We start from the raw sequence: 25,236 nt of genomic DNA on the forward strand, positions 1-25,236 counted from the left end.
GTCGCGTGATGATGCGCTTCCGAGCATGGTCCTGCGCCTCTTGCTCAAGTTCTTCTCGAGCTCAAGTTCTTCTCGAGTCTGCCCCTCGAATGGTGTCCGACCCACGAAAACGCCGCCTTCCGGACACCGCGCAAGCACGGGACAGAAGGCGGCGTTCACGGCCTGCCGATCACGCTGGCGGCAGTGTCAGACACGCGATGGTGTCCTGGTCAGAATCACTCGCCCAGGTAGGCGGACAGCATCCAGACCGTCTTTTCCTGCTCGCGGATGTAGTCGCCGACCAGCGAGGCAGTCCCTTCATCGTCGGCATCGGAGGCGACGGAGAGGATTTCACGCTGCAGCTCGATCAGGGACTTGTAGCCGGTGAGCAGACCCTTGACGCAAGCGGTGCCATCGCTGACATGGGTGTCTTCCTTGATGGTCGCCACGCGAGCGTAATCGCTGTAGGCGTGCATCGGCTCGTGACCCAGGGTCAGGATGCGCTCGGCGATCTCGTCGACCTTGGTCAGCAGGTCGGTGTAGGTTTCCTCGAACTTCACGTGCAGCTCGAAGAACTGGTTGCCCTTCACGTTCCAGTGATAGCCACGCGCGTTCATGTAGAAGGTCTGGTAGTTGGCCAGCAGCACATTGAGGTGCTCCGCCAGCTGGGTTGCGCTGGAAGTGTGCAGGCCAATGGCATTGGTATCGGTGGACATGAAGACTCTCCTTGAGAATGGGCGACGTGAAATGTGGTTGGAATACGTGGTGAGGCAGGGCGCGGGCACTGAGGACAAGCAGGCGATATCCCTTACCTTCGAGTGCCTCAGGTTCATGAAGCCAAGCCCATGGCACCAGGCCCGAGCAACCGGGTCGATGACACCAGTGTAGAGGGTGACGGTGCCGTGCAGTAACGAATTCGCTGCATCGTCGTGATCGTCTGGTGCTATGACGTGTTCCGGTGCGAATGATCGGATGACTGAGCCATCCAGTGCCTCACGATGAATCCGTGATCAAGCGTCTTTCTGGTACATGCGGCTCAGGATGGCGCTTTTCAAGGTGGCACGGCAAGGTAGCACGCGGTTCATTGCCGGGGCATGACCGTGAGAAACGCAAAGGCCCCGCACGGGGCGGGGCCTTTGCGACAGCCAGACCAGCAGCTGTCATCACTTCAGCAACGCTCAGGCGTCAGTTGCGCGCCATGTGCAGGAAGTGCATGTGCTTCTCGTACTGATCCAGTACATCACCGATGACCTGCTCCTTGGTGTAGCCCATCAGGTCATAGGTCTGGCCGCCTTCGCGCAGGAAGACCTCGGCCCGGTACTGGCGCTCCACGTCACTGGTGCCCTTGCGCTTGACGTTGCGCAGCGCGAAGGCCGGTGCCGCATACTCGCGGACACGTACGCCATAGATGAAGTCGATCTCGTCGCCATGGCTGACCTGCAGATAGCTGCGGTCATCTTCGTCGTTGACGCGCACATCCAGTCCCTGCGCCTCGAACTCCTTGGCGACATCCGACAGCGCCGGCGTCACGACATCCGACAGATACTGCTCGACATTCTTCTGCTGCGGCGTCTCGACCAGGGTCTGGACGCGCTTCTGCCAGCTGCGTGCACCACCGGCGGTATGCCCCGGCGTGTTGCTGAGATGCTGCATGGAGCGCTGCTTGACGCCTTCAAGACGCAGCGCCTTGAGCAGGCCGTAGCAGACGAACATCAGGATGATGGCGAAGGGCAGAGCAGAGGCCAGCGAGGCGGTCTGCAGTGCGCCGAGACCCCCGGCCATCAGCAGCGCCACGGCCACGAAACCTTCGGATACGGCCCAGAAGATGCGCTGCCAGACCGGAGATTCATCGCCTTCCTTAGAGGTCAGCATGTCGATGACCAATGAGCCGGAGTCGGAGGAGGTGACGAAAAAGGTCACCACCAGCACCGTGGCCAGCAGGGAGGTCACGCTACCGAACGGGAACAGTTCCAGGAACTTGAACAGTGCCACGGAGGCATCCGCGGAGACGGCCTCGGCCAGATTGCCAGCGGCGTCGGTCATCAACAGGTGCAGTGCACTGTCGCCGAAGAAGGTCAGCCACATGAAGGTGAAGCCCATCGGCACGAACAGCACGCCATAGACGAATTCACGGATGGTACGACCACGCGAGACGCGTGCGATGAACATGCCGACGAACGGGGACCACGCGATCCACCAGCCCCAGTAGAACAGGGTCCAGCCACCCAGCCACTCGGACGGGCCGTCTTCCGGGATGTAGGCGAACATGTTGAAGGTCTTGTCGACCACTTCGCTGAGGTAGCCACCGATGTTCTGGATCAGGGTCTGCAGCAGGAAGATGGTCGGGCCAACGCACAGCACGAACAGCATCAATGCCAGCGCAAGACCGAGGTTCAGCTCGGAGAGACGACGGATGCCGCCGTCCAGCCCCATGACCACGGAGATGGTCGCCAGGCCGGTGATGATGGCGATCAGGATGACCTGGGTGGTCAGGCTGTTGTCGATATCGAACAGATAATGCAGACCGGAGCTGACCTGCAGCACCCCCAGACCCAGCGAGGTGGCCACCCCGAACATGGTGCCGAAGACGGCGAAGATGTCGACGGCATGACCGATCGGGCCGTGGATGCGCTTGCCGATCAGCGGGTACAGCGCGGAGCTGATGCGCAGCGGCAGGTTGTGGCGGAAGCTGAAGTAGGCCAGCGCCAGTGCCACGACGGCATAGACGCCCCAGGCGTGGATGCCCCAATGGAAGAAGGTGGTCTTCATGGCCTCGCGAGCGGCTTCCACGGTACCGGCATCGCCCACGGGCGGTGCGGTGAAGTGGAAGACCGGCTCGGCGACACCATAGAACATCAGGCCGATACCCATGCCCGCGGAAAACAGCATCGCGAACCAGGAGCCGTAGCTGAAGTCCGGCTCGGAGTGGTCAGGCCCCAGCTTGATGTCACCGGATTTCGAGAAGGCGAGCCCCAGCGTGAAGACCACGAACAGCCCCATGGCCAGCAGGTAGAACCAGCCGACGGTATCGATGATCCAGGTCTGGACGTGGCCGAAGACCACGTTCGCCGTCTCGGGCATGGATACGGTGAAGATCACGAACGCCAGTATCACCACGGCGGAGCCGAAGAAGACTGGCGGATTGATCTTCGCGACCGTAGGTTGGTCGGCATTTTCTGACATAAATTTCTCTCCCTGATTGCCTGTTCGACGATAATGGTAACTTATTGAACCTGTGGCGTCGTGAGTTGTCCGCGCCATATCGTTTCCATGTGTAACCGATGATGAGGCCATGGAAATGCGATGGGGACGAAAGCGCTTCGGCACGCTGATGCCATGGCGCATCGCGGGTCAGGCGTCGTGCCAGCCGGTACTGGCCGTCGCCCGGGAACATGCATGAGGTAGGCGTTGGCGTGGTGGCGAGCTAAGATGAGACCGTCTGCATTCAGGCCCCTTTACTGCTTGATACTATAGTTATGCACAAATCCTACAAGGCTTAAGTGTCAGTCTAGTGGCTTTGCGCCATCTCGCGGATGAAAATCGTGATGGATCGCCAAGTCAGATGGCTGACCGGAGACGTTCGCATGTTCTCTCGACTTCCCTTAGCTCCCTCTCGGACCGAGGCAAGCGCTCGAACGCCGCAGGCCGGAGCGGTGTCTCGCACGGGGCTGCTCATCTCGGGTCTGCTGCTGCTGAGCGGCTGTTCCACGCTGACGAGTCAGGACCCGCTATCTGCCCATGACAGCGAAGCGCTGCCTGCGGCCTGCATCTTCCCGCGTCAGGGCGATGCTGATCAGTGGCTGCGCGCCGCCGCCGAGGTCGTGGAGGCCCGTGGCTACAAGGTGCGCGAAAGTGAGCTGTCGCTGGGCCTGGTGACCGGGGAGCGCAAGGTCGACCAACCGGGACTCGGGGCCATCGAGGGGCCCTTCGGCTCTCGCATCGGGTTCTCGGTGGGCTATGGCGTGGCCGCCGGGCGTGGCATCGGTGTCGGGGTGGGCAATGACGTCTATCGGGACGACCCGATCAGCTTCGAGCGCATCTCGCTGGTGGCACCGGACGAGCGAGTGCGCGTGATCCGTGATGAGCAGGTCATCAACCAGGGCGGGTATGTCATCGATGCCCGACCACAGAATCTCAGCGAGAGCTGTCAACAGATCGAACGTCAGCTGGAAGCCGCGCTGGCGGGCCGTGACCCTCGAGAGGTGCGCTGATGAATCCTTCCCTTTCTCGCTGCCTGCGTCTGGTGGCCTGTCTCGCCCTGCTGTCGCTGGGCGGCTGCATGACACAGCCGACCCATGCGCCGGACTCCCGTACCGCGGTGATCGCGCCCGACAGCGGCACGCTGTCCTCCCGGCAGGTCTTCGTCACGCTGATGACCACGCTTGCGGAGCGCGGCTTCATCATCGAGCGGGCAGACCCGGATCTCGAGCGGCTGGATGCCAGCTACGCCGCCAGACCACCGCTGACCCTCGACGCCTGGGTGAGTGAGGTGAACGGCCAGATTCGTCTGAGCGTGACGGGTGACAGCAATGGCGCCGAGATCGCGCCGGGGCGTCTCGACAACCTGCTGGTGGACGTGGCAGTGGCGCTGAACGCACGTACCGTGCCGGTGATCGGCACGCCATGATCGCCAGCACCCCATGACATCGCGCCATGCCCCGGGGCGTGATCGGACATCTTCCGATCGCTTGCGCCCGGAGAGATTGAGTCTGCACCGACGACGGCGCCTGGCCTGGCTGGCACTGGGCGCCAGCCTGTTGGCCGGCGTACTGGTGCTGTTCGCGCTCTGGCAGTGGGAGTTCGCCCGCAGCGAGCGTGAGGCACGCCAGCATGCGGCCACTCGGCTGCACTTCTATGCCAGCACCCTCAATGCGGAGTTGTCGCGCTTTCAGTGGCTGCCCGCCATGCTGGCGCGACAACCGCGCGTGCGTGCCGCCTTCGATGACACGGCCGATGTCGCCGAGTCCGGCAATCGTCTCGACTGGCACCTGCAGCGTGTGGCACGGGAATCCGGCGCCGCCGCGATCTTCCTGACGGATGCCTCCGGCGTGACGCTGGCCGCAAGCAACTTCGATGAATCCGACAGCTTCGTGGGCCATCGCTACGCCTACCGGCCCTATTTTCTGGATGCGATGGCGGGCGGGCGCGGGGAATTCTTTGCGGTGGGCAATACCACGGGGCGCCCCGGCTACTTCGTGTCCGCGCCCGTGGCGGGGGCGGACGGCCAGCCGCTGGGCGTGCTGGTGGTCAAGGTCTCGCTGGAGGCGCTGGAGGATACCTGGCGCCAGGCCGGCGAAACGGTACTGCTGGCCGATGCCAATCGTGTCGTGCTGCTGGCCTCACGGCGGAGCTGGAAATACCGCACCCTCGAACCTCTCGCGCCCGCCGCTCTCGACGACATCCGGGCGCAGCAGCAATTCCGCGGGGCGCCGCTCTCCCCGCTGGCGCGCTCGCTGGAAGACGGCAGTCTGGTGCTGGGGGCGGGAGAGGCGTCTTCCCGCTCCTCGACTTCCGTCGGCCAGCGCTATCTGGATGAGTCGCTGTTCAGTGGTCCGCTGGCCTGGCAACTGCACTTTCTGATGCCGTTGCGGCCTCTCTATATACAGGCGCGCAACACCATGCTGGCCGGGCTGGCGGTACTGCTGGGGCTGGGCATGCTGGCGCTGTGGATGCGCGAGCGTCAGGCGCGCCTGCGGCTCATCCGGCGTGAGGCAGTGGTCATGCGTGAGATCAACGAGCGTCTCGAGGAGCGTGTCGCCGAGCGCTCCCGCGAGCTTGAGGCCACCCGTGACGAGCTGGTGCAGGCGGGCAAGCTGGCGGCGTTGGGCACCATGGCTGCCGGCATTGCCCATGAACTCAATCAGCCGCTGGTCGGCATTCGCACCTATGCCGCCAGTGGCGGGAAGTTGCTGACGCGTGGCGTGTCTCAGGCGACGACCCGCCCGGAGCTGCTGCCACGTGCCGCCGAAGCGGCGAGCGGCAATTTCACGCGTATCGCGGCACTGGCCGAGCGTCTGGGCGACATGATCCGCCAGTTGCGGGTGTTCGTGCGGCCGGCCAGTCAGCAGCCGCCAGCGCCGCTGGCACTGGTGCCTCGCATCGAGTACGCCCTGGAACTGCTTGATGAGCGGTGCGAGCTTCTGGGGCTCGTGATCGAGCGGCAGGGACTGATGCCAGAGGTGCGGGTGATGGGAGAGCAGGCGCGCCTCGAGCAGCTGCTCACCAACCTGATCCGCAATGCCGTGGATGCGCTGGAGGGTCAGCAGCGCGATGGCACCCTGGGCGGGCGCGCCCGTATCCGGCTGAGCTGGCAGGCCTGGCCTGAGGTTGCCTGGCTCGAGGGGCGGCCCGGCGGTTGCCTGCGCATCGAGGACAATGGCCCCGGGATCGACCCGGCATTGCGGGCCACCCTGTTCGACCCCTTCACCACCACCCGCGAAGTGGGTGACGGCATGGGCATGGGGCTCTTTCTGAGCTATGGCATGGCACGTGACCTGGGCGGTGTCCTGCGGCTTTCGGACGATGCCCCGCCGGGTGCGCTGGGCGGTGCCAACTTCGAACTGTGGCTGTGCACGCCCCCTGATGACTCGGGCAGCCCGACACCCACTCGACTGACCCCGGAGGCACCTGACCATGAGTGATGCTGCCTTCGAGACGGGCGATGAGCGCCTGACTCAGGATCATGAGCTGACCCGCGAGGCGCCCATCTGGCTGGTGGACGACGACCCGGCCGTGCGGGAATCGCTGTCTCAGTGGCTGGAACTTGCGGACCTCAACCTGCGCTGCTTCCCGCGGGCCGAGGCCTTGCTGGAAGCGCTGGCCGCCGGCGAGCCGGTCAGTGTGGTGATCAGTGACATTCGCATGCCGGGCATGGATGGGCTGACGCTGCTGTCACGACTCACGCTCGAGGCGCCGGAGCTGCCGGTGCTGATGATGACAGGGCATGGCGATGTGGCCACTGCGGTCTCGGCCATGCAGGGCGGAGCGCGCGATTTCATCGAGAAACCCTTTGACCCGGAAGCGCTCGAGCTCAAGCTGCGTCAGGCGCTGGCAGGCCGGCGGCTGAGCGATGAGAACCAGCGGCTGCGTCGTCGCCTGAGCGTGCGGGGGCTTGCCGGTCTGCTACGTGGTGAAAGCGCGAAGATACGTCAGTTGCGCGAGCAGATACTGGAGCTCAAGGGGCATCCGGCACGCGTCTGGATCACGGGGGAGTCGGGCAGCGGGCGGACCACCACGGCGCTGGCACTCGCCGAGCATGCGCCGGCGGAGGGAGAGGCCCAGCGCGTCGGCACATCGCCGGCCTCCGCGTTGCTGGCGAAGGTCGAATGTCGTGCCCTGGTCGGTATGGCGTCGAGCACCAAGGCGTCGAGCGGCGCGGCATTGTCCGAGGCGATTGATGAGGCTCTTCAGGCCGCTCCCGAGATGAATACCCTGTTGCTGCATGACGTCGACGTCCTGAGCCGTGAGCAGTGGCAGTGGCTGGATGCCTGGCTGAACGCTCAGCCCGAGGGCGGACGTCGCGCGCCGCGGGTGGTCTTCAGCGCCGAGTGCAGCGTCCAGGCCTTGGTGGCCTCCGGCACGCTGGGGCTGACGCGGGGGCACGCGCTGGCGGAGATCGAGCTGGTCACGCCGTCACTGCGTGAGCGGCGCGAGGATATCCCGTTGTTGATGGCGCATTTCAGCCGCCAGGCCGCCGAGGTTCATCAGGTTCCTGAACTGCCCTTCGTCCGGGGCGAGCTGACGACCCTCATGGCGGCCGACTGGCCCGGAAATCTTGCCCAGCTGCGTCAGCTGGCCAGCCAGCGGACCGTGCTGGGTGAACAGGGGCAGGAGCCGCCGGCGACCGGGCAGGAAGCGGGAGAGGAGGACCCGGACGGGCTTGCCGCGCAGGTGGCGTTGTTCGAGGCGACGCTGATTCGAGCGGCCCTGACACGTGCCCGAGGCAACATTGCCCAGGTGCTGGAGGAACTGGCCCTTCCGCGCCGGACGCTCAACCTCAAGATGCACAAGTACGGACTGCGGCGTGATGACTTTCGTCATGGTGCGGACGGGGCATCGGAATGAGCGCCTGCTCGGGAATCAAATTGTCGGTCTGGCGTCGAAGGGGTGGTTCGTGCCCCCGAATGTTATAAGGTAACGACGATGTGCCACGCCTGGCATTCGCTTTTCTTCGTATCCGCCTTTCCGGAGTGTCTGCATGCCCCTTGCTGTTGATCATCGCGATGATGCGCGATCGTTTCCGCGCGCCTGGCGTCGTTGCCTGCGCTTGCTGACGGGGGCGTGGGTCGGCATGTTGGCCATCGCGTCGTTGATGGTCAGTCAACCGGCGCTTGCCCATCCGCATGGCTGGGTGGATCTGCGCGTGACCCTGCGCCTGGATGATCAGGGGCGGGCGGTGGCATTGCGTCAGTACTGGTTGCTGGACCCCTTCTATAGCCTGACGCTGCGGCAGGAGCTGGCCGCCCTGCAGGACGATACCAGCATGGAGCAGCGCCTGGATGCGCTGGGCAGCGAGATCCTCGCCAATCTTTCCCAGTTCGATTATTACACCCATGTTCAGCGTGACGGAGCGCCGGTGGCGCTGGGAGAGGCGACACGCCAGACCACCTGGCTCAAGGGGGAGCGCGTCGCCTTCCAGATGGAACTGCCTCTGGCCGAACCCGTGCCGATGGCCGGCCATACGCTCAGTTATCGCATCTATGATCCCACCTATTACATCGAGATCCTGCATGACCCGGACGCGATTGCCGTCCAGGAAGGGCTGGTGATCAAGGGGTTGTCCTCGCAGCAGGTGCCGATGGACTGTACGGCGAAGATCGCCAAGGCAGACCCGGATCCCCAGAAGGTCGCCGAGGCCTCGATGCTGGATATCAATGCCACCGCGCCGATGGATCTTGGCCAGTATTTCGCCGATGTCGGCAGTGTCCATTGTGAGGCGTCTCGATGAGCGATGAGCACAAGGACACCTCCGGGCTTGGGGATGTCAAAAGCCTCAAGGGCATGCGTGATGGCCTGCTCAAGCCGGCCTCTTCGCGAGGGCGACGCCTGGCCGGGTGGCTGGCCCTCGGATTCGGATTGATCGTGCTGGGCATGGCCCTGTGGCCGAGTCTGGTACAGGCCTGGGGTGAGGCGCTGGGCTGGATCTTCGCTGAACAGTCGCGTTTTCAGCGCTCGCTCGGGCGCGCCATGAGCGAGCTTGCCGCGCACCCCGGCACCCCCTGGGCGCTGATCGGGCTGTCCTTCACTTACGGAGTGCTGCATGCGGCGGGCCCCGGCCATGGCAAGGTGGTGATCAGTACGCTGCTGGCCAGCCAGCCCATCGCGCGGCGACGTGCGCTATGGCTCTCGCTGCTGGCGGCCTTGCTGCAGGGCGTGAGTGCGCTGGTGCTGGTCGGCCTCGGGGCGGGACTGCTCGACTGGGCCGGGCGTGAGGTGCTCGGGCAGGTCGAGAAGGTCACTCTGCTCAGCCATGTCGGCGTACTGGCGTTGGGCCTGCTGCTGCTGTGGCGTGCCGCGCGTGCGTTGTGGCGGGCACTCAGGGCGCCCGCCACCATTGGCATGGAAGAGAGCGTGACGACACAGGAAGCGCCAGCGATGCAGGAGCTGGCGTTCGAGCCGTCGCATGGTCGCGACCACTCTCACGGCCACGATCATTCACACGGGCATGACTGCGGTTGCGGCCATGCGCATGGCGTGACGGCGGAGCAGGCCAGCGGCGATTGGCGCACCATGGGCATGGCGGTGCTGGCGATCGGCCTGCGGCCGTGTTCCGGCGCGATTCTGGTATTGCTGGCCGCGCTGGCGCTGAATCTGGTCGGCAGCGGGGTACTGGCGGTGCTGGCGATGTCACTGGGCACCGCGCTGACGGTGGGCAGCGTGGCAATGGCCACGCTGCTGATGAAGGCCAGCGGGCGTCTGGCGGCGGGCACGGCGCGTCTGACCGGCAAGCGCGAAGCGGGCGGAGCGCTTCGCCAGTGGCTGTGGGCCGCGGTGATCGGGCTGCTCGGCGGGATCGTCATCAGCGTGTTCGGGGCCTTGCTGGTCGCCAGCAGCCTCAAGGCGCTGGAATCCCCCACCGGACGCGGTGCCTCGCCGTTCGGGCGCGCGGCGCAGGGTGCGCCGTCCCCGTTGCGTGCCGCTCCCGCCGCGTCTCTGGTGGCTCCGCGCCCCGCCGTCGAGACACTAGAAGCAGGCACATGACAGGTGCTTGGCGATCCAGCGTCCGGCGCTCGGCGTCCGGCACTCGGCGTCCGACTGATGTCATGCTGACTGGCTTTCCTTCCCATCACGACAACGGGGCCCGCTGGGCCCCGTTGTCGTTGGCGCCTGAACAGGGCGCTAGAAGGAATAGGTCGGCAGCTCGGCGATCTTCATGCGTAGCGTGTCAATCAGCGTGGTGAGCGCTTCATTGTCATAGGCCTTCGGGCGTCCCACTCCCCAGACCGGCCCGGGCCAGGTGGCATCATCGCTGCTGCGGGCGATCACGTGTACATGCAGCTGTGACACGACATTGCCCAGGGTGCCGATATTGAGCTTTTCGCCGTCACTGAGCTGCATCAACAGCTCGCCGAGCAGGGTGGTCTCGTGCCACAGCTGGTGCTGGGAATGGCTGTCCAGCTCATAGACTTCGCGAATGTCCGCACGGCGTGGCACCAGCATCAACCAGGGATAGCGCGCATCGTTCATGAGGCGCACGCTGCACAATGCCAGATCGGCCACGAAGTGAGTGTCTGCCTCCAGCTGCGGGTGCAGGGTGAAATCATTCATTGTCGTTCCTTGTCGTCGCGGGGCTGGCGCGCCCGAATGGCCTCGGCTGATCTGCCGGTCCGTCTGCCGGTCCGTCTGCCGGCGGGGCCGTCACGGGTGTCCCCAGGCCAGGTGTCTGAATGTCTCCAGTGTGACCAGATCGGCAGAATCCTGCCACTTTTCGGTTTGCGCCATGCCGGCCGGCCGTTGGCGCAATGCCCCCATCGCCAAATACCGCCCCTGCTCGACACTTGCTAGTCTTCACTCAAGGCTGGGCAGTTCGACCTGACCTTCGCTGTCCCGTCCGCTATCGCCACGTCTCGCCTATTCCAACAATAAGGGTTCGCCTGCGTTCCGGCAGGCCCGCCAAGGAGTCATTCCATGCAAAAGCGCCAGTTCCTCAAGGCCGGCCTCGGTCTCGCCATCGCTGCCTCTCTGGGCCTCAGTGCCGCAGCCCAGGCGGAAGGCAAGTACATCATGGGTACCGCGACCACCGGCGGTACCTTCTATCCCGTCGGCGTGGCGCTTTCCACGCTGATCAAGGTCAAGCTCGAGCCGACCGCCGGCATCTCGGTGTCCGCGATCTCCTCCGCCGGCTCCGGCGAGAACCTCAAGCTGATGGAAGAGAACCAGGCCCAGTTCGGCATCATCCAGGGTCTCTATGGCGCCTGGGCATGGAATGGCACTCCGCCGGTCAACAAGGCGCACAAGGACCTGCGCAGCATCTCGATGCTGTGGCAGAACGTCGAGCACTTCGTGGCACGCAACGATGAGGTCAAGACCGGCACCATCGAGGACATGACCAACTTCTATGGCAAGAGCTTCTCCATCGGCAAGAAGAACTCCGGCACCGAGGGCTCGGGTCGCTTCATTCTCGAGCAGCTGGGCATCGATGCCGACAAGATGAATCTGGCCTACATGGGCTATGGCCCGAGTGCCGACGCGATGCAGAACGGCAACATCGACGGCATGAACATTCCGGCAGGCGCACCGGCTTCCGCCGTGACGCGTGCCTACGCCAACCTCGGTGACGAGATCACCACGCTGGACTTCACCGAAGAGCAGCTGGCCAAGGTCAATTCCCAGTTCGAGCTGTGGACACCGTATGAAATCGCCGCTGGCACCTATCCGGGCCAGGACAAGGCGATCAACACCATCGCCCAGCCGAACATCCTCGTGGTACGTGATGACGTCTCCGAAGAAGACGTCTACCAGATCACCAAGACCATGTACGAGAACCTGCCGTTCTTGAACAACATCCACCCGGCCACCAAGGCCATGGCACTCGACAAGGCCATCGCTGGTCTGCCGCTGCCGCTGCACCCGGGTGCCGTGCGTTACTTCAAGGAGCAGGGCATCGAGATCCCTGAGCGCCTGATCGCCGACTGACCCACCCCTGAGCCCGCTCCATCGCTGCCCTCATCGCGCGCCCATGGCCGCGGTGAGGGCTGTGCAGTCCAACAAGACAGTGCCGGTCCGGCGTCATGCTGCGCCTTCGTTTCGCAAGGCAGCCTCTGCCAGGCCAAAGCCTGCCCATGCATCACTGATGTCACCGACGTCATTGATGAAGCAAGTCCGCATTTCCTCGCAAGCCCGGGCGCAGGTTGACGCCACACGTCGCCGCCGCGCCATCGCTGTCTGATCCCGTCTTGAGGCACCGCCATGCATGATTCCCGCTCGCCAGAGCCCTCTCGTCCCACTGAAGCCGTGCCGGATGCGCCGGACCTGTCCGGTGTGCGCGATGAATCCGTCGAAGCCGCGCCATGGCGCATGGAACTGCCCTGGCTAGGGCGGGCCGTGTTCGTGATTTCCATCGTCATCTGTCTGGCGCATCTGTACTTCAACACCATCTCGACCCTGTCGGAGCTGTGGGTGAGCGCGTTGCACTTCGGGCTGTTCGGCCTGCTGTGCGCGCTGACCATCCCGATGCTGACGCCGTCCAGTGATGGTGCCAAGCGCTGGGTGCTGGGTGTGGATGTCATGCTGGGGCTGGCGGCACTGGGTTGCGGTCTCTATCTGATCGGCTTCGAGGATGCGCTCTATGATCGTGGGGTCGTGTTCTCCCCCGCGGACTGGGTGGTCTCCATCGTCGCGGTGGGGCTGATTCTCGAGTTCGCGCGGCGCACCACCGGCTGGTTCATCCCGGTGCTGTGTCTGATCGCGCTGACCTATGTGGCCTGGTGGGGCAAGTATGTCGGTGGCGTGTTCAACTTCCCGGGCCTGACCTGGGAGACGGTGCTGTTCAGAAGCTTCATCGGCGGCGAAGGGATGCTGGGCTCCATCGCGCGCATTTCCTGGTCCTACGTGTTCATGTTCATCCTGTTCGGCGCCTTCCTGGTCAAGTCCGGCGCGGGTGACTTCATCATCGATCTGGCGCGCTGCGCGGCGGGTCGCTTCAAGGGTGGCCCGGGCTTCGTGGCCGTGTTCGCCTCCGGCCTGATGGGCTCGGTCTCAGGCTCCAGTGTCGCCAACACCGTCTCCACCGGCGTGATCACGATCCCGCTGATGCGGCGTGCCGGCTTCCCGGCGCGCTTCGCGGCAGGCGTGGAGGCCGCCGCCTCCACCGGTGGCCAGCTGATGCCGCCGGTGATGGGCGCGGGCGCCTTCATCATGGCGTCCTATACCCAGGTGCCGTACCTGACCATCGTCGGCGTGGCCGCCTTGCCGGCGCTGCTCTACTTCCTGTCTGTCGCCATGTTCGTGCGCATCGAGGCCAAGCGCTCCGACGCCACGGCGCTGGATGACCCGCAGGGCCCGCGTCTCAAGGACGTGCTCAAGGATGGCTGGCACTATCTGGCACCGCTGTTCGTGCTGGTCGGTGCACTGATCTACGGCTTCACGCCGACCTACGCCGCCGGCATCGCGATCCTGTCCGTCATCGCGGCCTCGTGGCTGTCGAAGAACCCGATGAAGCTCGGCGACATCATCGAGGCGATGCTGGCCGGGGTGCGCAACATGACCACCACGGCGATTCTGCTGATCACCGTCGGGCTGATCGTCAATGTCGTCTCCACCACGGGGATCGGCAACACCTTCTCGCTGATGATCACCGACTGGGCGGGTGGCAGCCTGCTGATCACCATCATCCTGGTCGCGCTGGCGTCCTTGATCCTGGGCATGGGGCTGCCGGTGACGGCGTCCTATATCGTGCTGGGCACGCTGTCCGCCCCGGCGCTCTACAACCTGATCGCGCACTCCCAGCTGGTGGATCTGCTGGCGGCGGGCAACCTGCCGGAGCAGGCCAAGGCCATCTTCATGCTGGCGGCACCTGACAAGCTGGACCTGCTGGGCGCGCCGATGAGCATGGACGCCGCACGTGAACTGCTGGCCCTGGTGCCGGATACCTTCCAGAGCCAGCTGTATGAGCAGGCGCTGTCGCCGCACGTGCTGACCATGGCACTGGTGAGTGCCCACATGATCATCTTCTGGCTGTCCCAGGACTCCAACGTCACGCCGCCGGTCTGCCTGACCGCCTTCGCGGCTGCCGCCATCGCCAAGACACCGCCGATGAAGACAGGCCTGATGGCGTGGAAGATCGCCAAGGGGCTCTACATCGTGCCGCTGCTGTTCGCCTGGAGTCCGCTGATCTCCGGTGACATCGGTGAGATGCTGACGGTCTTCGTGTTCGCGCTGTTCGGGATCTACGCTATCGTGGCGGGCATGGAAGGCTATCTGGAGCACGAACTGCCCTGGTGGCTGCGTCTGGCGATGTTCCCGCTGGGAGCGCTGATGCTGTGGCCGCATGGTCAGCTGACCTATGATATCGCCGGGCTGGCCATCTTCCTGGGCGTGCTGACCTACAGCGTGCGCCAGAGTGGCCGTCAGGAAGCCCTGGCTTCCTGAGTTCCGGCAGGTTCCGGCAGACGTGCCTGAATCCTGCATGACGTGACGCAATGCATCACCCACGATGCCCGGCATCCCTGCCTTCGCGAGGTTCCTGCGAGGAGGGTGTGTCGGGCATCGCGCGCTCTGAATGACGAAGTGGGTGCAGCGTGTCCCCCTTTTACGGCAAGACAAGGAATGTCGGCATGACAAGTGATGTGGCAGGGCTGGCAGGCGGCCTTGATCTGATCAGCGTGGTGGCGCTGATCGCGCTGGGTGGCGTGGCCGGCTTCATCAATGTGCTCTCGGCGGGTGGTTCGATGCTGACGCTGCCCTTGTTGATGTTTCTCGGCCTGCCCCCCGCGCAGGCCAATGCCACCAACCGCGTGGCGATCGCGTTGCAGAGTGCGACTGCCACCAGCACCTTCCTCAAGGCGGGGGCGCACAACATGGGGGTGGCCTGGCGACTGGCCGTGCCTGCCGTGTTGGGCGCGATGCTGGGGGCCTGGCTGGCGACCCGGATCAGTGCCGAGGCCTTCGAGGGTGTGCTGATCGTGGTGATGGTGGTGTGCTCGATCATGATGCTGCTGCCGACGCCGCGCATCGACACCCGTGAGCTGACGCCGGAACGCATCACTCCCATCGTGCTGCTGGCGATGTTCGGCATCGGTCTCTATGGTGGCTTCATTCAGGTGGGCGTCGGCGTGCTGTTCATCGTGGTGCTCTACCGGTTGCTCAAGATCGATCTGACCCAGGTCAACGTCTTCAAGGTCTTCATCGTGTTGATGTATACCCTGCCGGCGCTGGCGGTCTTCGTGTTCGATGGTCAGGTGCGCTGGGCCTATGGCCTGGTACTGGCGGTCGGCAACATGAGCGGCGCCTTCCTCGGTGCGCGGGTCAACATGAGCCCTGCCGGTGCGCGTTGGGTCAAGTGGCTGACGGTGGCGGTGATCTTCCTCATCGTGCTCAAGCTGGTGCTGACCTGATGCTGATTTGAGGCATGACACGGAGTAAGCTCGGGTCATTGCCGACATAGCGCCACCTTCGTGGCGCGGTGTCACCCAACTTTCATGACGACGCCGTGCGGGCAGGGCGTCGCTTCTTTCTCATTGTTCAGGAGTCTTCCCACATGCAGGCCATGGTCATCGAGCAATACGGCGCCCCGGATGTGTTCGTCGAGCGCGAGCTGGACACGCCGACCCCGGCACGAGGTCAGGTGCGCATCAAGGTATCCGCCTCCAGCGTCAATCCCATCGAGACCAAGCTGCGCAGTGGCCTGGTCAAGTCGCACCCCGACTTCCCGGCCATCCTCAATGGCGATGTCGCGGGGGTGATCGACGCCGTCGGCGAGGGCGTGACGGATTTCTCGGTCGGCGATGAAGTGCTGGGCTGCGCCGGTGGCGTGAAGGGCTGGCAGGGCGCACTGGCGGATTACATGATCGCTGATACCCGTGTGATCGTGAAACGCCCGAGTCTGGCGGCGCTGACCCTGGAAGAATGCGCGGCCTTGCCGCTGGTGTTCCTGACGGCCTGGACGGCGCTGGTCTCGCGCGGTCAGATCAAGGAAGGCGAGCACGTGCTGATCCACGCCGGTACCGGAGGGGTCGGCCATGTCGCGGTGCAGATCGCCAAGTATCTCGGCGCACATGTCACCACCACCGTGTCCAGCGAGGCCAAGGCCGATCTGGCGCGTCAGCTGGGCGCCGACGAGATCATCAACTATCGCGAGGAAGCGGTCAGTGACTACGTGGCACGCCTGACCTCCGGGCGTGGCTTCGATCTCGTCTTCGACACCGTCGGTGGTGACAATCTGGATCGCTCCATCGAGGCCACGGCGATCTCCGGTCGGCTGTGCTCCATCAACACCCGCTCGACCCACGACCTGACCCAGCTGCACGCCAAGAATCTGTCGCTGCATGTCATCTTCCGCTCGGTGCCGCTGCTGACCGGTATCGGCATGGATGAGCAGCCGGAGCTGCTCAACGCCTTGAGCGAGATGCTGGAGGCCGGGGCGGTTCGCCCGCTGCTGGACGAGCATCAGTTCAGCTTCCGAGATATCGCCAAGGCACATGAATTGATCGAATCCGGCGAGGCACTGGGCAAGATTCTGCTGGTGAATCGCTGAGAATTGGCACTTTCCAGTGTCACGAAGGTCAGAGTGGCAGAGACGATTGATCAGGAATGCATGACATGCGAGTGACTCGCTTGATGATGGCCGCCTTGCTGGTGGCCAGCGTGGCCCTGACGGGCTGCAACACGGTGGCCGGCTTTGGCAAGGATCTTGAACACCTGGGTGGCAAGATCGACAACGCAGCCAGCTGAGCCTGACGGCCTGATCGACACCTTGCGTGCGATCAGGCACTTGAGAGAGGAATACCCATGCGACGCTTCATGATGATGACCGGTACGGCTCTGCTGTTCGGCCTGATGCTGGGAGGCTGCAACACCGTGGAAGGCTTCGGGGAAGATCTTGAGCATCTGGGGGGCTCCATCGAGGAGTCGGCCAGCTGAGCGAGTGAGGTGGCAGCGGATTCAGGCAATGAACGAAACATGAATTTCTCCCTTGAAACCCCGCAGGGTGGCCCAAGGTAATGGGTATCAGCGCAGGCATGACGCGTTGAATGGCAGGATCCATGATATCCATCACCACAAGGAGCATGACCATGTCCCGTACCATTGCACTGCTGTTCGCCTCTTTCTTCACTGTGGCGGCACTCTCCGGCTGCAACACCGTTGACGGTGCCGGCCAGGATGTCGAACACGCAGGTGAAGCCGTTCAGGACGCTGCCCAGTAAGCAGGTCGCCAGACACGCCGCTTCACTGTCAGCACGAGACGTGAGGCATGAGGCGCGATGCAATAGCGGCCCTGCGCCGATGATGACGCCCGGTGATTCCTGCCGGGCGTCGTCGTGTCCGGCCCTCCGTCGTCGCATGCAGCTGCTCTGCGTGCCATTCACTTTCTCTACTCTCCCCCTTGCAAGGACCCCGTCATGGATCATCGGCAGTTGGGCTTTCTGGTCGCGCTGGCCAATGAACGCCATTTCGGACGGGCGGCGCGAGTCTGCCATGTCACCCAGCCGACGCTCTCGGCGCGTCTCAAGCAGCTCGAGGAGGAGCTGGGCACGGCGCTGATTCTCAGAGGGCATCGTTTCGAAGGCTTCACGCCGGAGGGGGAGCGGGTGCTGACGCATGCGCGGCGCATCATCGCCGAGCTGGATGAGCTCAAGGGAGATCTGTCACCCGAGGCCGTGCTGACCGGTCGGCTGACGCTGGGTGTCGTGCCGTCCGCGCTGGCGGCGGTGGGGGAATTCCTGCCGCGTCTGCGTGAGGCCTTTCCCCAGCTCTCCCTGCGCATGCGGGAGCTGTCCACCTCTTCGCTGGCTCAGGGGCTGGAGGATGGTGAGCTGGATCTCGCGGTCGGCTATCCGGCGGCCCCCGCCATGAGCGGCTTCGCCTGCCGACCGCTCTATCAGGAGCATTCGGCGCTGATTGCCAGTCAGGCGCATTTCCTGCTGCCCGAGACACCCGCATGGGAGTGTCTGCGGGAGTATCCGCTGGTGCTGCTGACGCCGGAGATGCAGCAGCGACGCCGGCTCAATCAGCAACTGGCTCAGCTGAACCATCAGCCGTCGCCGTTGCTGGAAGCCAACTCCATCGCGGCGCTGGGCGTGATGCTGGAGGCGGGCCTGGGGGTGAGCGTGCTGGCGGAACACCTTGCCGACTCGCGTCTCGGTACGGGGCTGGTGGCGCGACGCCTGCCCGGGGAGGGCGAGACGGTGGGGCTGCTGTGGCGTAGCGGCCAACAGCATAGCCGTCGGCTGAATGCCGTGCTGGAGCTGTTGCGCTCGCTCCCTCGGTCGGCAGACGTGGACGGATGATGGAGGGGGCAACGCAAGACACCCCGTGAAAACGGGGTGTCTTGATCAGTCTTCAGCCACGCACGAGGTCGGGGTCAGCCCTTGTCGGCGTCCTGCGTCTGCGCCTTGAGCGCGGCCAGACGAGCCGCTTCGCGCTGACGCTGCTTGGCGTCACGACGCGCCTGCATCTGGGCGAGCGCGTCCTTGCCCAGGTGCGCCTCACCCCGTTGCTCGGCGAGACGAATCTGATTCTCGCGCTCGGCAAAGCGTGCCTTCTGGGCATCGCTGAGCTTGTCGTAGCAGCGCGGGCAGCTGACACCCTTCTGGTACTTGTCGCTCTGCTTGTCCGCTTGCGTGATCGGCAGACGGCAGGCGTGACATTGGTCAAACTGACCGGGGCGCAACTTGTGGTCGACGGTGACACGGTCATCGAACACGAAACATTCGCCCTGCCACAGCGTCTCTTCCTGGGGCACCTCTTCCAGATACTTCAGAATGCCGCCCTTGAGGTGATAGACCTCCTCAAACCCCTGCTCCTTCAGATAGGCGGTGGATTTCTCGCAGCGAATGCCTCCGGTGCAGAACATCGCCACCTTGCGGTGCTGCTGCGGGTCCAACTCACGGGAGACATAGTCCGGGAAATCACGGAAAGCGGCCGTGTTCGGGTTGACGGCACCCTTGAAGGTCCCCACTTCCACTTCATAGTCGTTGCGGGTGTCGATCAGCAGCACGTCAGGGTCGGAGATCAGCGCGTTCCAGTCCTTCGGCTCCACGTAGGTACCGACGGTATGGCGCGGGTCGATTCCTTCCACGCCCATGGTGACGATCTCGCGCTTGAGCTTGACCTTGGCACGCAGGAAGGGGGACTGCTCTGCCAGAGACTGCTTGGTGTCCAGTTCCGCCAGGCGCGGGTCTGCCGTCAGCCAGGCCAGCAGGGCATCGATGCCGGCGCGAGAGCCGGAGACGGTGCCATTGATGCCTTCGCGTGCCAGCAGCAGGGTGCCGCGGATGCCATGCTCGTCCATCACTGCCAGCAGCGGTTCGCGCAGCGCCTCGAAGTCCTCGAGGGTGACGAACTTGTAGAGCGCGCAGACGACATGCTGCGGCGCCAGCGGGCTGGGACGAGCGGTGTCGGCAGTCGGTGCGACGGTCGTGGGGGTATCGGTCATGCAGGAGTCCTCATGCGGGCCGGAACGTAAATCCGGAGCAGGATGATCAGAAGGGAAGGCGTGCGACAGCCCGTGAGTGCCGCGTCGTCCAGGCGAGCCTTCGTGGTTCGGCGGCATATTTTACGTGACTCGCGCACGAATTTCCTGCGCAGGATCAAGGGGTCGCCTCATGCTGGCAATTTCATTGATGGTGTCTATCAAGGTACGGGCGAGTTCAATTGGTGAGCGATCGATGATGACGCTATCGTATCGCCATGACGGCTTGCGTACATTCGCGAATCTGCACAGTGATGTCGCGCACAACGGGGTGTCGGAATGAGTGATTCACTCTATCAAGCAGCGACCGAGGGACTGCGTTATCAGGATGCGCGTGAGCGGCCCTTGCGAGAGCTGGATGGGCCCTCCGAGCTACCCGTGAGTCTGGTGCTCAATGAGATCCCGATGGGCACGCTGCTGGCGAGCCCCGAGGCGCTGGAGCCACTGGCGCTGGGGCACGCCTTCACCGCAGGCTGGATCACGCGGCGTGAGGAGGTCACTGCCATCCATCTCTCGCGGCTGCGCCATGGGCTGGCGGTGCGTCTGGACGTCAGCGAGGCGCTGGCGCGCAAGGCCGAGGGCCATCAGCGGCGCGAGAGCAGCGTGTCCAGCTGTGGCGCCTGTGGCGTGCAGGATGAGGCCGAGCTGATGGCTGGCCTGACACGACTGCCGCCACGGGCAGCGCTCTCACCTGAGGCGTTGATGCGTGGGCTGGAGCGCCTGGAGCGCGCAACACGGCGCGGCATGCACCTGGCGCTGGGGCTGGACGCTGAGGGCGGCCTGATCTCGCAGGGGGCCGATATCGGTCGCCACAATGCGCTGGACCGCGTGATCGGCATGAGTCTCGACAGCGGCGTCTGGCCCGAGGCGCTGCTGGTCTCCAGTCGCTGCAGTCTGGAGCTGGTCCAGAAGACCATCCGTGCCCGCATTCCGACGCTTGCCACCCTTGCCGTGCCTTCACGCCTGGCGGTGGAGACCGCGCGTGCCTGTGATCTCAACCTGATCTGTGCCCATCGCGGGCGTCGACTCGAGTTGCTCAGTGGTCAGGCCGACTGACGGCCCCTGGCGTGTCCTCACGCCTGTCTGAACCTTTCCCGCCTTCCCCTTTTGCCTGTGGACCCTGACATGACTGATATTGCCGCCCCCGAGACGCCTGAGCACGCATCGGCTCGCCTGCCACGTGAGGATGAGAGGATGACGCGCCATCCCCGCATCGCTGCCTACTCCGGTCCGGCGGGCGGCTGGGGGGCGCTCAAGAGCGTCGGTCAGCATGTCAGCCACTCCAGGGCGCCATGGAAGAGCGTGCGCTCCCTGCTCAAGGCCAATCAGGACAAGGGCTTTGACTGCCCCGGCTGCGCCTGGGGCGATCCGGAGCACGGCTCCTCCTTCGAATTCTGCGAGAACGGCGCCAAGGCAGTGGCCTGGGAAGTGACCGCCAAGCGTGTCACGCCAAGCTTCTTCGCTCAGCACACCGTCACGGAGCTGCTGGGCTGGGACGACTTCATGCTCGAGGATCAGGGTCGCCTGACCGAACCGATGCGCTACGACGCGGCCAGTGACCGCTATGAGCCGATCAGCTGGGAGGCGGCCTTCGCGATCATCGCCGAGCACCTCGATGCGCTGACGTCCCCGGATGAGGCGCTGTTCTATACCTCCGGACGCGCCAGCAACGAGGCGGCCTATCTGTATCAGCTGTTCGTGCGTCTGTTCGGCACCAACAACTTCCCCGACTGCTCCAACATGTGTCATGAGGCCAGTGGCGTCGGCATGAAGGCGAGCCTCGGTGTCGGCAAGGGCACGGTACTGCTGGAGGATTTCGAGCACGCGGATGCCATTTTCGTGTTCGGTCAGAACCCCGGCACCAACCATCCCCGCATGCTGGGGGACCTGCGACGTGCCTCTCGACGTGGGGCGCGCATCGTCAGCTTCAATCCGTTGCGTGAACGGGGGCTGGAGCGCTTCGCCGACCCGCAGTCGCCGCTGGAGATGATGACCCTCTCCAGTCAGCCCATCAGCCATCGTTATTACCAGCCGCGGATGGGGGGTGACATGGCGGCGGTGCGTGGTATGGCCAAGGCACTCTTCGCCATGGAGGCGCGCGGCGAATTCACGCGCGCTGCTTCCTTCATCGAGCACCACACGCGGGGAGCGACGGCCTGGCAGGACGTGATCGAGGCGACGGACTGGGCCACGCTCGAGGATCAGTCCGGGCTGACCCGTACGCAGCTCGAGGAGGCCGCGATGATCTTCGCCGGGGCCGACAACGTCATCTGCACCTGGGCGATGGGCATCACGCAACATCTGCACGCCGTGGACAGCGTCCGGGAGATCGTCAATCTGCTGCTGCTCGGGGGCCATTTCGGGCGTCCCGGTGCCGGTGCCTGCCCCGTTCGCGGACATTCCAATGTCCAGGGTGACCGCACCATGGGCATCGACGAGAAGGCGCCGGCCGCGTTGATCGATGCACTCGAAGCCCGCTATGGCGTGAGCATGCCGCGTGGCCAGGGCTTCAACACCGTGGAGAGTCTGGCGGCGCTGGAGCAGGGCAGGGCGAAGACCTTCATCGCGCTGGGCGGCAACTTCACGCGCGCCACGCCGGACAGCGAGCGCACCGAGGCGGCCATGCGCAACCTCAAGCTCAACGTGCAGATCAGCACCAAGCTCAACCGCAGTCATCTGGTGATCGGCAAGACGACGCAAGCGCTGATTCTGCCGTGTCTGGGGCGCAGCGAGATCGACCGCTCCGCACAGGTGGCCTCCCAGCACATCAGCGTCGAGGACTCGATGTCGATGGTGCACTCAAGCGCTGGCATCAAGGCGCCGGCCAGTGACGAGCTGCGCTCGGAACCCGGCATCATCGCGGGTATCGCGCGCGCCACGCTTGCCCGGGTGCTGCCACGGCGCGGCGTGAGTGACCCGGTCAACTGGGAGGCGCTGAGCGAGAACTATGATCTCATCCGCGACGAGATCGCGGCGGTGATTCCCGGCTTTGCCGATTTCAATGCCCGTCTGGCCCACAAGCGCGGTTTCCATCTCGCCAATCCGGTGCGTGAGCTGCGCTTCCCCACCACCAGTGGCCAGGCGCAGTTCTCGGCGGCGGCGCTGCCGGGGTCCGTGCTGCATCAGCAGCTCGCGCGTCGGGAAGGCTGGTTGACCCTGCAGACCATGCGTAGCCATGATCAGTACAACACCACCGTCTATGGCTACAACGACCGCTATCGTGGCGTGTCGGGTCAGCGTCGAGTGGTCTTCATCAATGCGCAGGACCTTGCCCGCCTGGGACTGGCCGATGGTGACTGGGTCGACATGGTCGGTGAGCCGCGCCCGGATGGCAGTGAGCGGCGTGCGCCTCAGTTCAAGCTGGTGGAATACGATATCCCGGCCGGTTGCATCGGTGCCTATTATCCGGAAACCAATGTGCTGGTCGCATTGGAAAGCCATGGCAGCGATACCGGCACACCTGCCTCCAAGGCGGTCCCCGTGCGGCTGGAGCGCAGTTCACGCATCGCCTGACGGTGCGAGGCGCCAGCAGCAGGATGCAAGCATCACCACATTGCCGCGTGGCGAGGAGACTCGTCGCGCGGCAGTCGTGTGTCTAGAATATTCCCGTACGCCGAGCCCGCTTCGCTCGGCGTACGTCCTTTCCCGTCTTCAGTGCCGGCTCATCCATCGTTCAAGAGAGTGATCCATGCAATATCTGCACACCATGCTGCGTATCCGTGATGTCGACGCTTCACTGCATTTCTTCCGTGACCTGCTCGGCATGGTCGAGATCTCGCGCAAGGATTCCGAGAAGGGCCGCTTCACGCTGATCTTCCTGGCAGCCCCGCAGGATGCCGAACGTGCCCGTGAGATGCAGGCGCCGATGCTGGAACTGACCCATAACTGGGACCCGGAAGACTATGAAGGCGGGCGCAACTTCGGCCATCTGGCCTATCGTGTCGAGGACATCTACGCCACCTGTCAGCATCTGATGGACAATGGCGTGACCCTCAATCGCCCACCGCGTGACGGCCACATGGCGTTCGTGAAGAGCCCGGATGGCATCTCGCTTGAGTTGCTGCAGGCCGGCGAACCCCTTGCGCCGCAGGAACCGTGGGTCTCGATGGCCAATACCGGCAGCTGGTAACGCTCACGCCGGGGTCGCGATGCCCGACGGCGCGCAGGCGCGGGCAAGCGTCGCACAATGGTGACGCAATGTCGGTGCGGGGCTGGCGGAACCGGTATTTGGGCTTATGCTGTGATCAGAACGATAATGCTCGCCGCATGAGACATGACACGTCATGCGGTGGCTTTCTGGTGTTGTGCAGGGCTACCCCTGCCGTCCAGACAGGTGCAGGCTCCATGACACTCCCCCTGTCGCGCGCTGGCCGTGTCCGTGTCATGAGAGTTTCGCCCACGTGATGACTGCCGAATGGCAAGGACTGCCTGATGTTGAGTGTTGCTCGTGCCTGGTTGCGTCAAGAACCGCGTCTGCTCGCTGTCGAGCATCGCCGTTTCTATCATGCCTATCTGTGGGTCTATCTGATGGTGCTGGGCCTTTATGTGGCCTGGCTGCCTGTCTTCATGGTGCTCAAGGCACCACGACTGGCGTTCGCCAGCGGCATCATGGTGCTGGTGGGGCTGCTGGGAGTGCTGTTGCATCGTCAGCATCACATGCTGATGGCCCTGGTGCTGGTATTGGGCAGTCTGACGTTGATGACCTGGCTTGCCTCCTACTGCTTCGGCAATGCCGCCGGCTACGAATATTACTTCTTCATCGTGATGGCCGGTATCCATCTTGCTCCCCTGTCAGGCAAGGTGCGTGTCATCAGCACGCTGTCTCTCTTCGTCGCTGCAGTGCTGTCGCTGATGGTGGCCTCTCAGCATGTTTCCGATGGCTTCATCCCTGTCTGGATCATGCAGTCATTCAACCTGTTTGCCGTCTTCATGCTGATGGTCACCTTCCTGTGGCGCATGCTGGCACTCACCGAACACTTCGAACGCCAGTACCGCCAGGATGCCAGTCGCGATGAGCTGACCGGGCTGTTCAATCGGCGCCAGACCCTGCGCCAGGCGGAAAAATGGTGGCAGGACGCCGTGCCCTGCTCGGTATTGATGATGGATGTGGATCACTTCAAGCAGATCAATGATCTGCGGGGGCATGCGGCAGGTGATGAGGCCCTGAGACAGATCGGGCGCCTGCTCAATGCCACACTGCGCCAGGGGGATAGAGCAGGGCGTATCGGTGGTGAGGAGTTTCTGGTGCTGTTGCCGCGCAGCGGGCGCGGCGAGGCGATTTCCGTGGCGGGACGGATACGTTCCCTGCTGGCCAGCTCGCCGCCACAGTTTGCGGGAAGCGCCGTGCCGGTCACCGTCTCGATAGGGGTCGCCGTCAGTCATGAGTGTGAATCACTGGATGACCTGCTGCAGCTGGCGGATCGTCGCCTGTACCACGCCAAGCATCAGGGGCGCGACCGGGTGGTAGCGGGGGGTGAGCGGCAGCAGGAAAGGGAAGGCGAGTCATGCAGCCTCTTGGCTGCCCCTGAGACGGCGCGCCAGGGGGATCGGGGTGAGCCCCCGGCAGAACATGGGCACTTTGCCGACAGGACACTCGTGGGGTGATTCGAGGCTGTCTTGCGCTCTCG

The 25,236-nt window shown here is 64.3% G+C and carries 22 protein-coding genes; 18 read left to right on the plus strand and 4 right to left on the minus strand.

What is annotated here, in order from left to right:
* Positions 1-215: 215 nt before the first annotated feature.
* On the minus strand, positions 216-695 hold the full coding sequence (locus HXS66_RS04215; protein ID WP_065392451.1) for a Dps family protein: 480 nt from the start codon (positions 693-695) through the stop codon (positions 216-218).
* A gap of 469 nt (positions 696-1,164) precedes the next feature.
* Positions 1,165-3,162: a choline BCCT transporter BetT gene (betT, locus tag HXS66_RS04220; RefSeq protein WP_077378655.1), complete on the minus strand. Its 1,998-nt coding sequence runs from the start codon at positions 3,160-3,162 to the stop codon at positions 1,165-1,167.
* Between the two features lie 401 nt (positions 3,163-3,563).
* Here betT and HXS66_RS04225 point away from each other — a divergent pair, with 401 nt between their 5' ends.
* From HXS66_RS04225 to HXS66_RS04250, 6 genes are all read left to right on the plus strand, one after another.
* Entirely contained in the window at positions 3,564-4,190 is a 627-nt protein-coding gene (locus HXS66_RS04225; RefSeq protein WP_136939105.1) for a hypothetical protein, read from the plus strand.
* Complete coding sequence (locus tag HXS66_RS04230) at positions 4,190-4,606, plus strand: hypothetical protein (protein WP_176502943.1); 417 nt, start codon at positions 4,190-4,192, stop codon at positions 4,604-4,606. The genes HXS66_RS04225 and HXS66_RS04230 overlap by 1 nt, the downstream gene beginning before the upstream one ends.
* Before the next feature lie 13 nt (positions 4,607-4,619).
* Positions 4,620-6,620 carry an ATP-binding protein gene (locus HXS66_RS04235; protein ID WP_176502944.1) on the plus strand — a complete coding sequence of 667 codons (2,001 nt, stop codon included), beginning with the start codon at positions 4,620-4,622 and terminating at the stop codon, positions 6,618-6,620.
* A complete protein-coding gene (locus HXS66_RS04240) occupies positions 6,613-8,043 on the plus strand; it encodes a sigma-54 dependent transcriptional regulator (protein WP_176502945.1) in 1,431 nt (476 codons plus the stop codon). Before HXS66_RS04235 ends, HXS66_RS04240 begins: the two co-directional genes overlap by 8 nt.
* 133 nt (positions 8,044-8,176) lie before the next feature.
* Positions 8,177-8,926 carry a DUF1007 family protein gene (locus tag HXS66_RS04245; RefSeq protein ID WP_077378670.1) on the plus strand — a complete coding sequence of 250 codons (750 nt, stop codon included), beginning with the start codon at positions 8,177-8,179 and terminating at the stop codon, positions 8,924-8,926.
* The gene (locus HXS66_RS04250; RefSeq protein WP_176502946.1) at positions 8,923-10,179 is read left to right on the plus strand and encodes a nickel/cobalt transporter; all 1,257 of its coding nucleotides are present in this window, start codon (positions 8,923-8,925) and stop codon (positions 10,177-10,179) included. Before HXS66_RS04245 ends, HXS66_RS04250 begins: the two co-directional genes overlap by 4 nt.
* 138 nt (positions 10,180-10,317) lie before the next feature.
* Here the strand turns inward: HXS66_RS04250 and HXS66_RS04255 are convergent, their stop codons facing one another.
* The gene (locus HXS66_RS04255; RefSeq protein ID WP_077378676.1) at positions 10,318-10,746 is read right to left on the minus strand and encodes an HIT domain-containing protein; all 429 of its coding nucleotides are present in this window, start codon (positions 10,744-10,746) and stop codon (positions 10,318-10,320) included.
* A 360-nt stretch (positions 10,747-11,106) separates the two neighbouring features.
* Here HXS66_RS04255 and HXS66_RS04260 point away from each other — a divergent pair, with 360 nt between their 5' ends.
* The 8 genes from HXS66_RS04260 (at position 11,107) to HXS66_RS04295 (ending at position 18,425) form a co-directional block, all read left to right on the plus strand.
* Complete coding sequence (locus HXS66_RS04260; RefSeq protein ID WP_077378679.1) at positions 11,107-12,114, plus strand: TAXI family TRAP transporter solute-binding subunit; 1,008 nt, start codon at positions 11,107-11,109, stop codon at positions 12,112-12,114.
* Between the two features lie 381 nt (positions 12,115-12,495).
* Positions 12,496-14,568, plus strand: coding sequence for a TRAP transporter permease (locus HXS66_RS04265; RefSeq protein WP_205632796.1), 2,073 nt, complete (start codon positions 12,496-12,498; stop codon positions 14,566-14,568).
* 185 nt (positions 14,569-14,753) lie between these two features.
* The gene (locus HXS66_RS04270; protein WP_077378685.1) at positions 14,754-15,533 is read left to right on the plus strand and encodes a TSUP family transporter; all 780 of its coding nucleotides are present in this window, start codon (positions 14,754-14,756) and stop codon (positions 15,531-15,533) included.
* A gap of 143 nt (positions 15,534-15,676) precedes the next feature.
* Positions 15,677-16,672: a zinc-dependent alcohol dehydrogenase family protein gene (locus HXS66_RS04275; RefSeq protein WP_084209433.1), complete on the plus strand. Its 996-nt coding sequence runs from the start codon at positions 15,677-15,679 to the stop codon at positions 16,670-16,672.
* Positions 16,673-16,737: 65 nt separating this feature from the next.
* A complete protein-coding gene (locus tag HXS66_RS04280; protein WP_077378691.1) occupies positions 16,738-16,869 on the plus strand; it encodes an entericidin A/B family lipoprotein in 132 nt (43 codons plus the stop codon).
* Positions 16,870-16,926: 57 nt separating this feature from the next.
* On the plus strand, positions 16,927-17,058 hold the full coding sequence (locus tag HXS66_RS04285; RefSeq protein WP_077378694.1) for an entericidin A/B family lipoprotein: 132 nt from the start codon (positions 16,927-16,929) through the stop codon (positions 17,056-17,058).
* Positions 17,059-17,210: 152 nt separating this feature from the next.
* The gene (locus tag HXS66_RS04290; RefSeq protein ID WP_077378697.1) at positions 17,211-17,342 is read left to right on the plus strand and encodes an entericidin A/B family lipoprotein; all 132 of its coding nucleotides are present in this window, start codon (positions 17,211-17,213) and stop codon (positions 17,340-17,342) included.
* Between the two features lie 195 nt (positions 17,343-17,537).
* Entirely contained in the window at positions 17,538-18,425 is an 888-nt protein-coding gene (locus HXS66_RS04295; protein WP_077378700.1) for a LysR family transcriptional regulator, read from the plus strand.
* A 74-nt stretch (positions 18,426-18,499) separates the two neighbouring features.
* Here the strand turns inward: HXS66_RS04295 and HXS66_RS04300 are convergent, their stop codons facing one another.
* Positions 18,500-19,573: a rhodanese-related sulfurtransferase gene (locus HXS66_RS04300; RefSeq protein WP_176502947.1), complete on the minus strand. Its 1,074-nt coding sequence runs from the start codon at positions 19,571-19,573 to the stop codon at positions 18,500-18,502.
* A 315-nt stretch (positions 19,574-19,888) separates the two neighbouring features.
* Here HXS66_RS04300 and HXS66_RS04305 point away from each other — a divergent pair, with 315 nt between their 5' ends.
* From HXS66_RS04305 to HXS66_RS17540, 4 genes are all read left to right on the plus strand, one after another.
* Positions 19,889-20,665, plus strand: coding sequence for a formate dehydrogenase accessory sulfurtransferase FdhD (locus HXS66_RS04305; RefSeq protein WP_077378706.1), 777 nt, complete (start codon positions 19,889-19,891; stop codon positions 20,663-20,665).
* Positions 20,666-20,734: 69 nt separating this feature from the next.
* Complete coding sequence (locus HXS66_RS04310; protein WP_373996119.1) at positions 20,735-23,122, plus strand: FdhF/YdeP family oxidoreductase; 2,388 nt, start codon at positions 20,735-20,737, stop codon at positions 23,120-23,122.
* A 175-nt stretch (positions 23,123-23,297) separates the two neighbouring features.
* Positions 23,298-23,738, plus strand: coding sequence for a VOC family protein (locus HXS66_RS04315; protein WP_084209428.1), 441 nt, complete (start codon positions 23,298-23,300; stop codon positions 23,736-23,738).
* A 302-nt stretch (positions 23,739-24,040) separates the two neighbouring features.
* On the plus strand, positions 24,041-25,213 hold the full coding sequence (locus HXS66_RS17540) for a GGDEF domain-containing protein (protein ID WP_176502948.1): 1,173 nt from the start codon (positions 24,041-24,043) through the stop codon (positions 25,211-25,213).
* Positions 25,214-25,236: the final 23 nt, after the last annotated feature.

Source organism: Cobetia sp. 5-11-6-3 (assembly GCF_013374055.1).
In the GTDB taxonomy this organism is placed as follows: domain Bacteria; phylum Pseudomonadota; class Gammaproteobacteria; order Pseudomonadales; family Halomonadaceae; genus Cobetia; species Cobetia marina.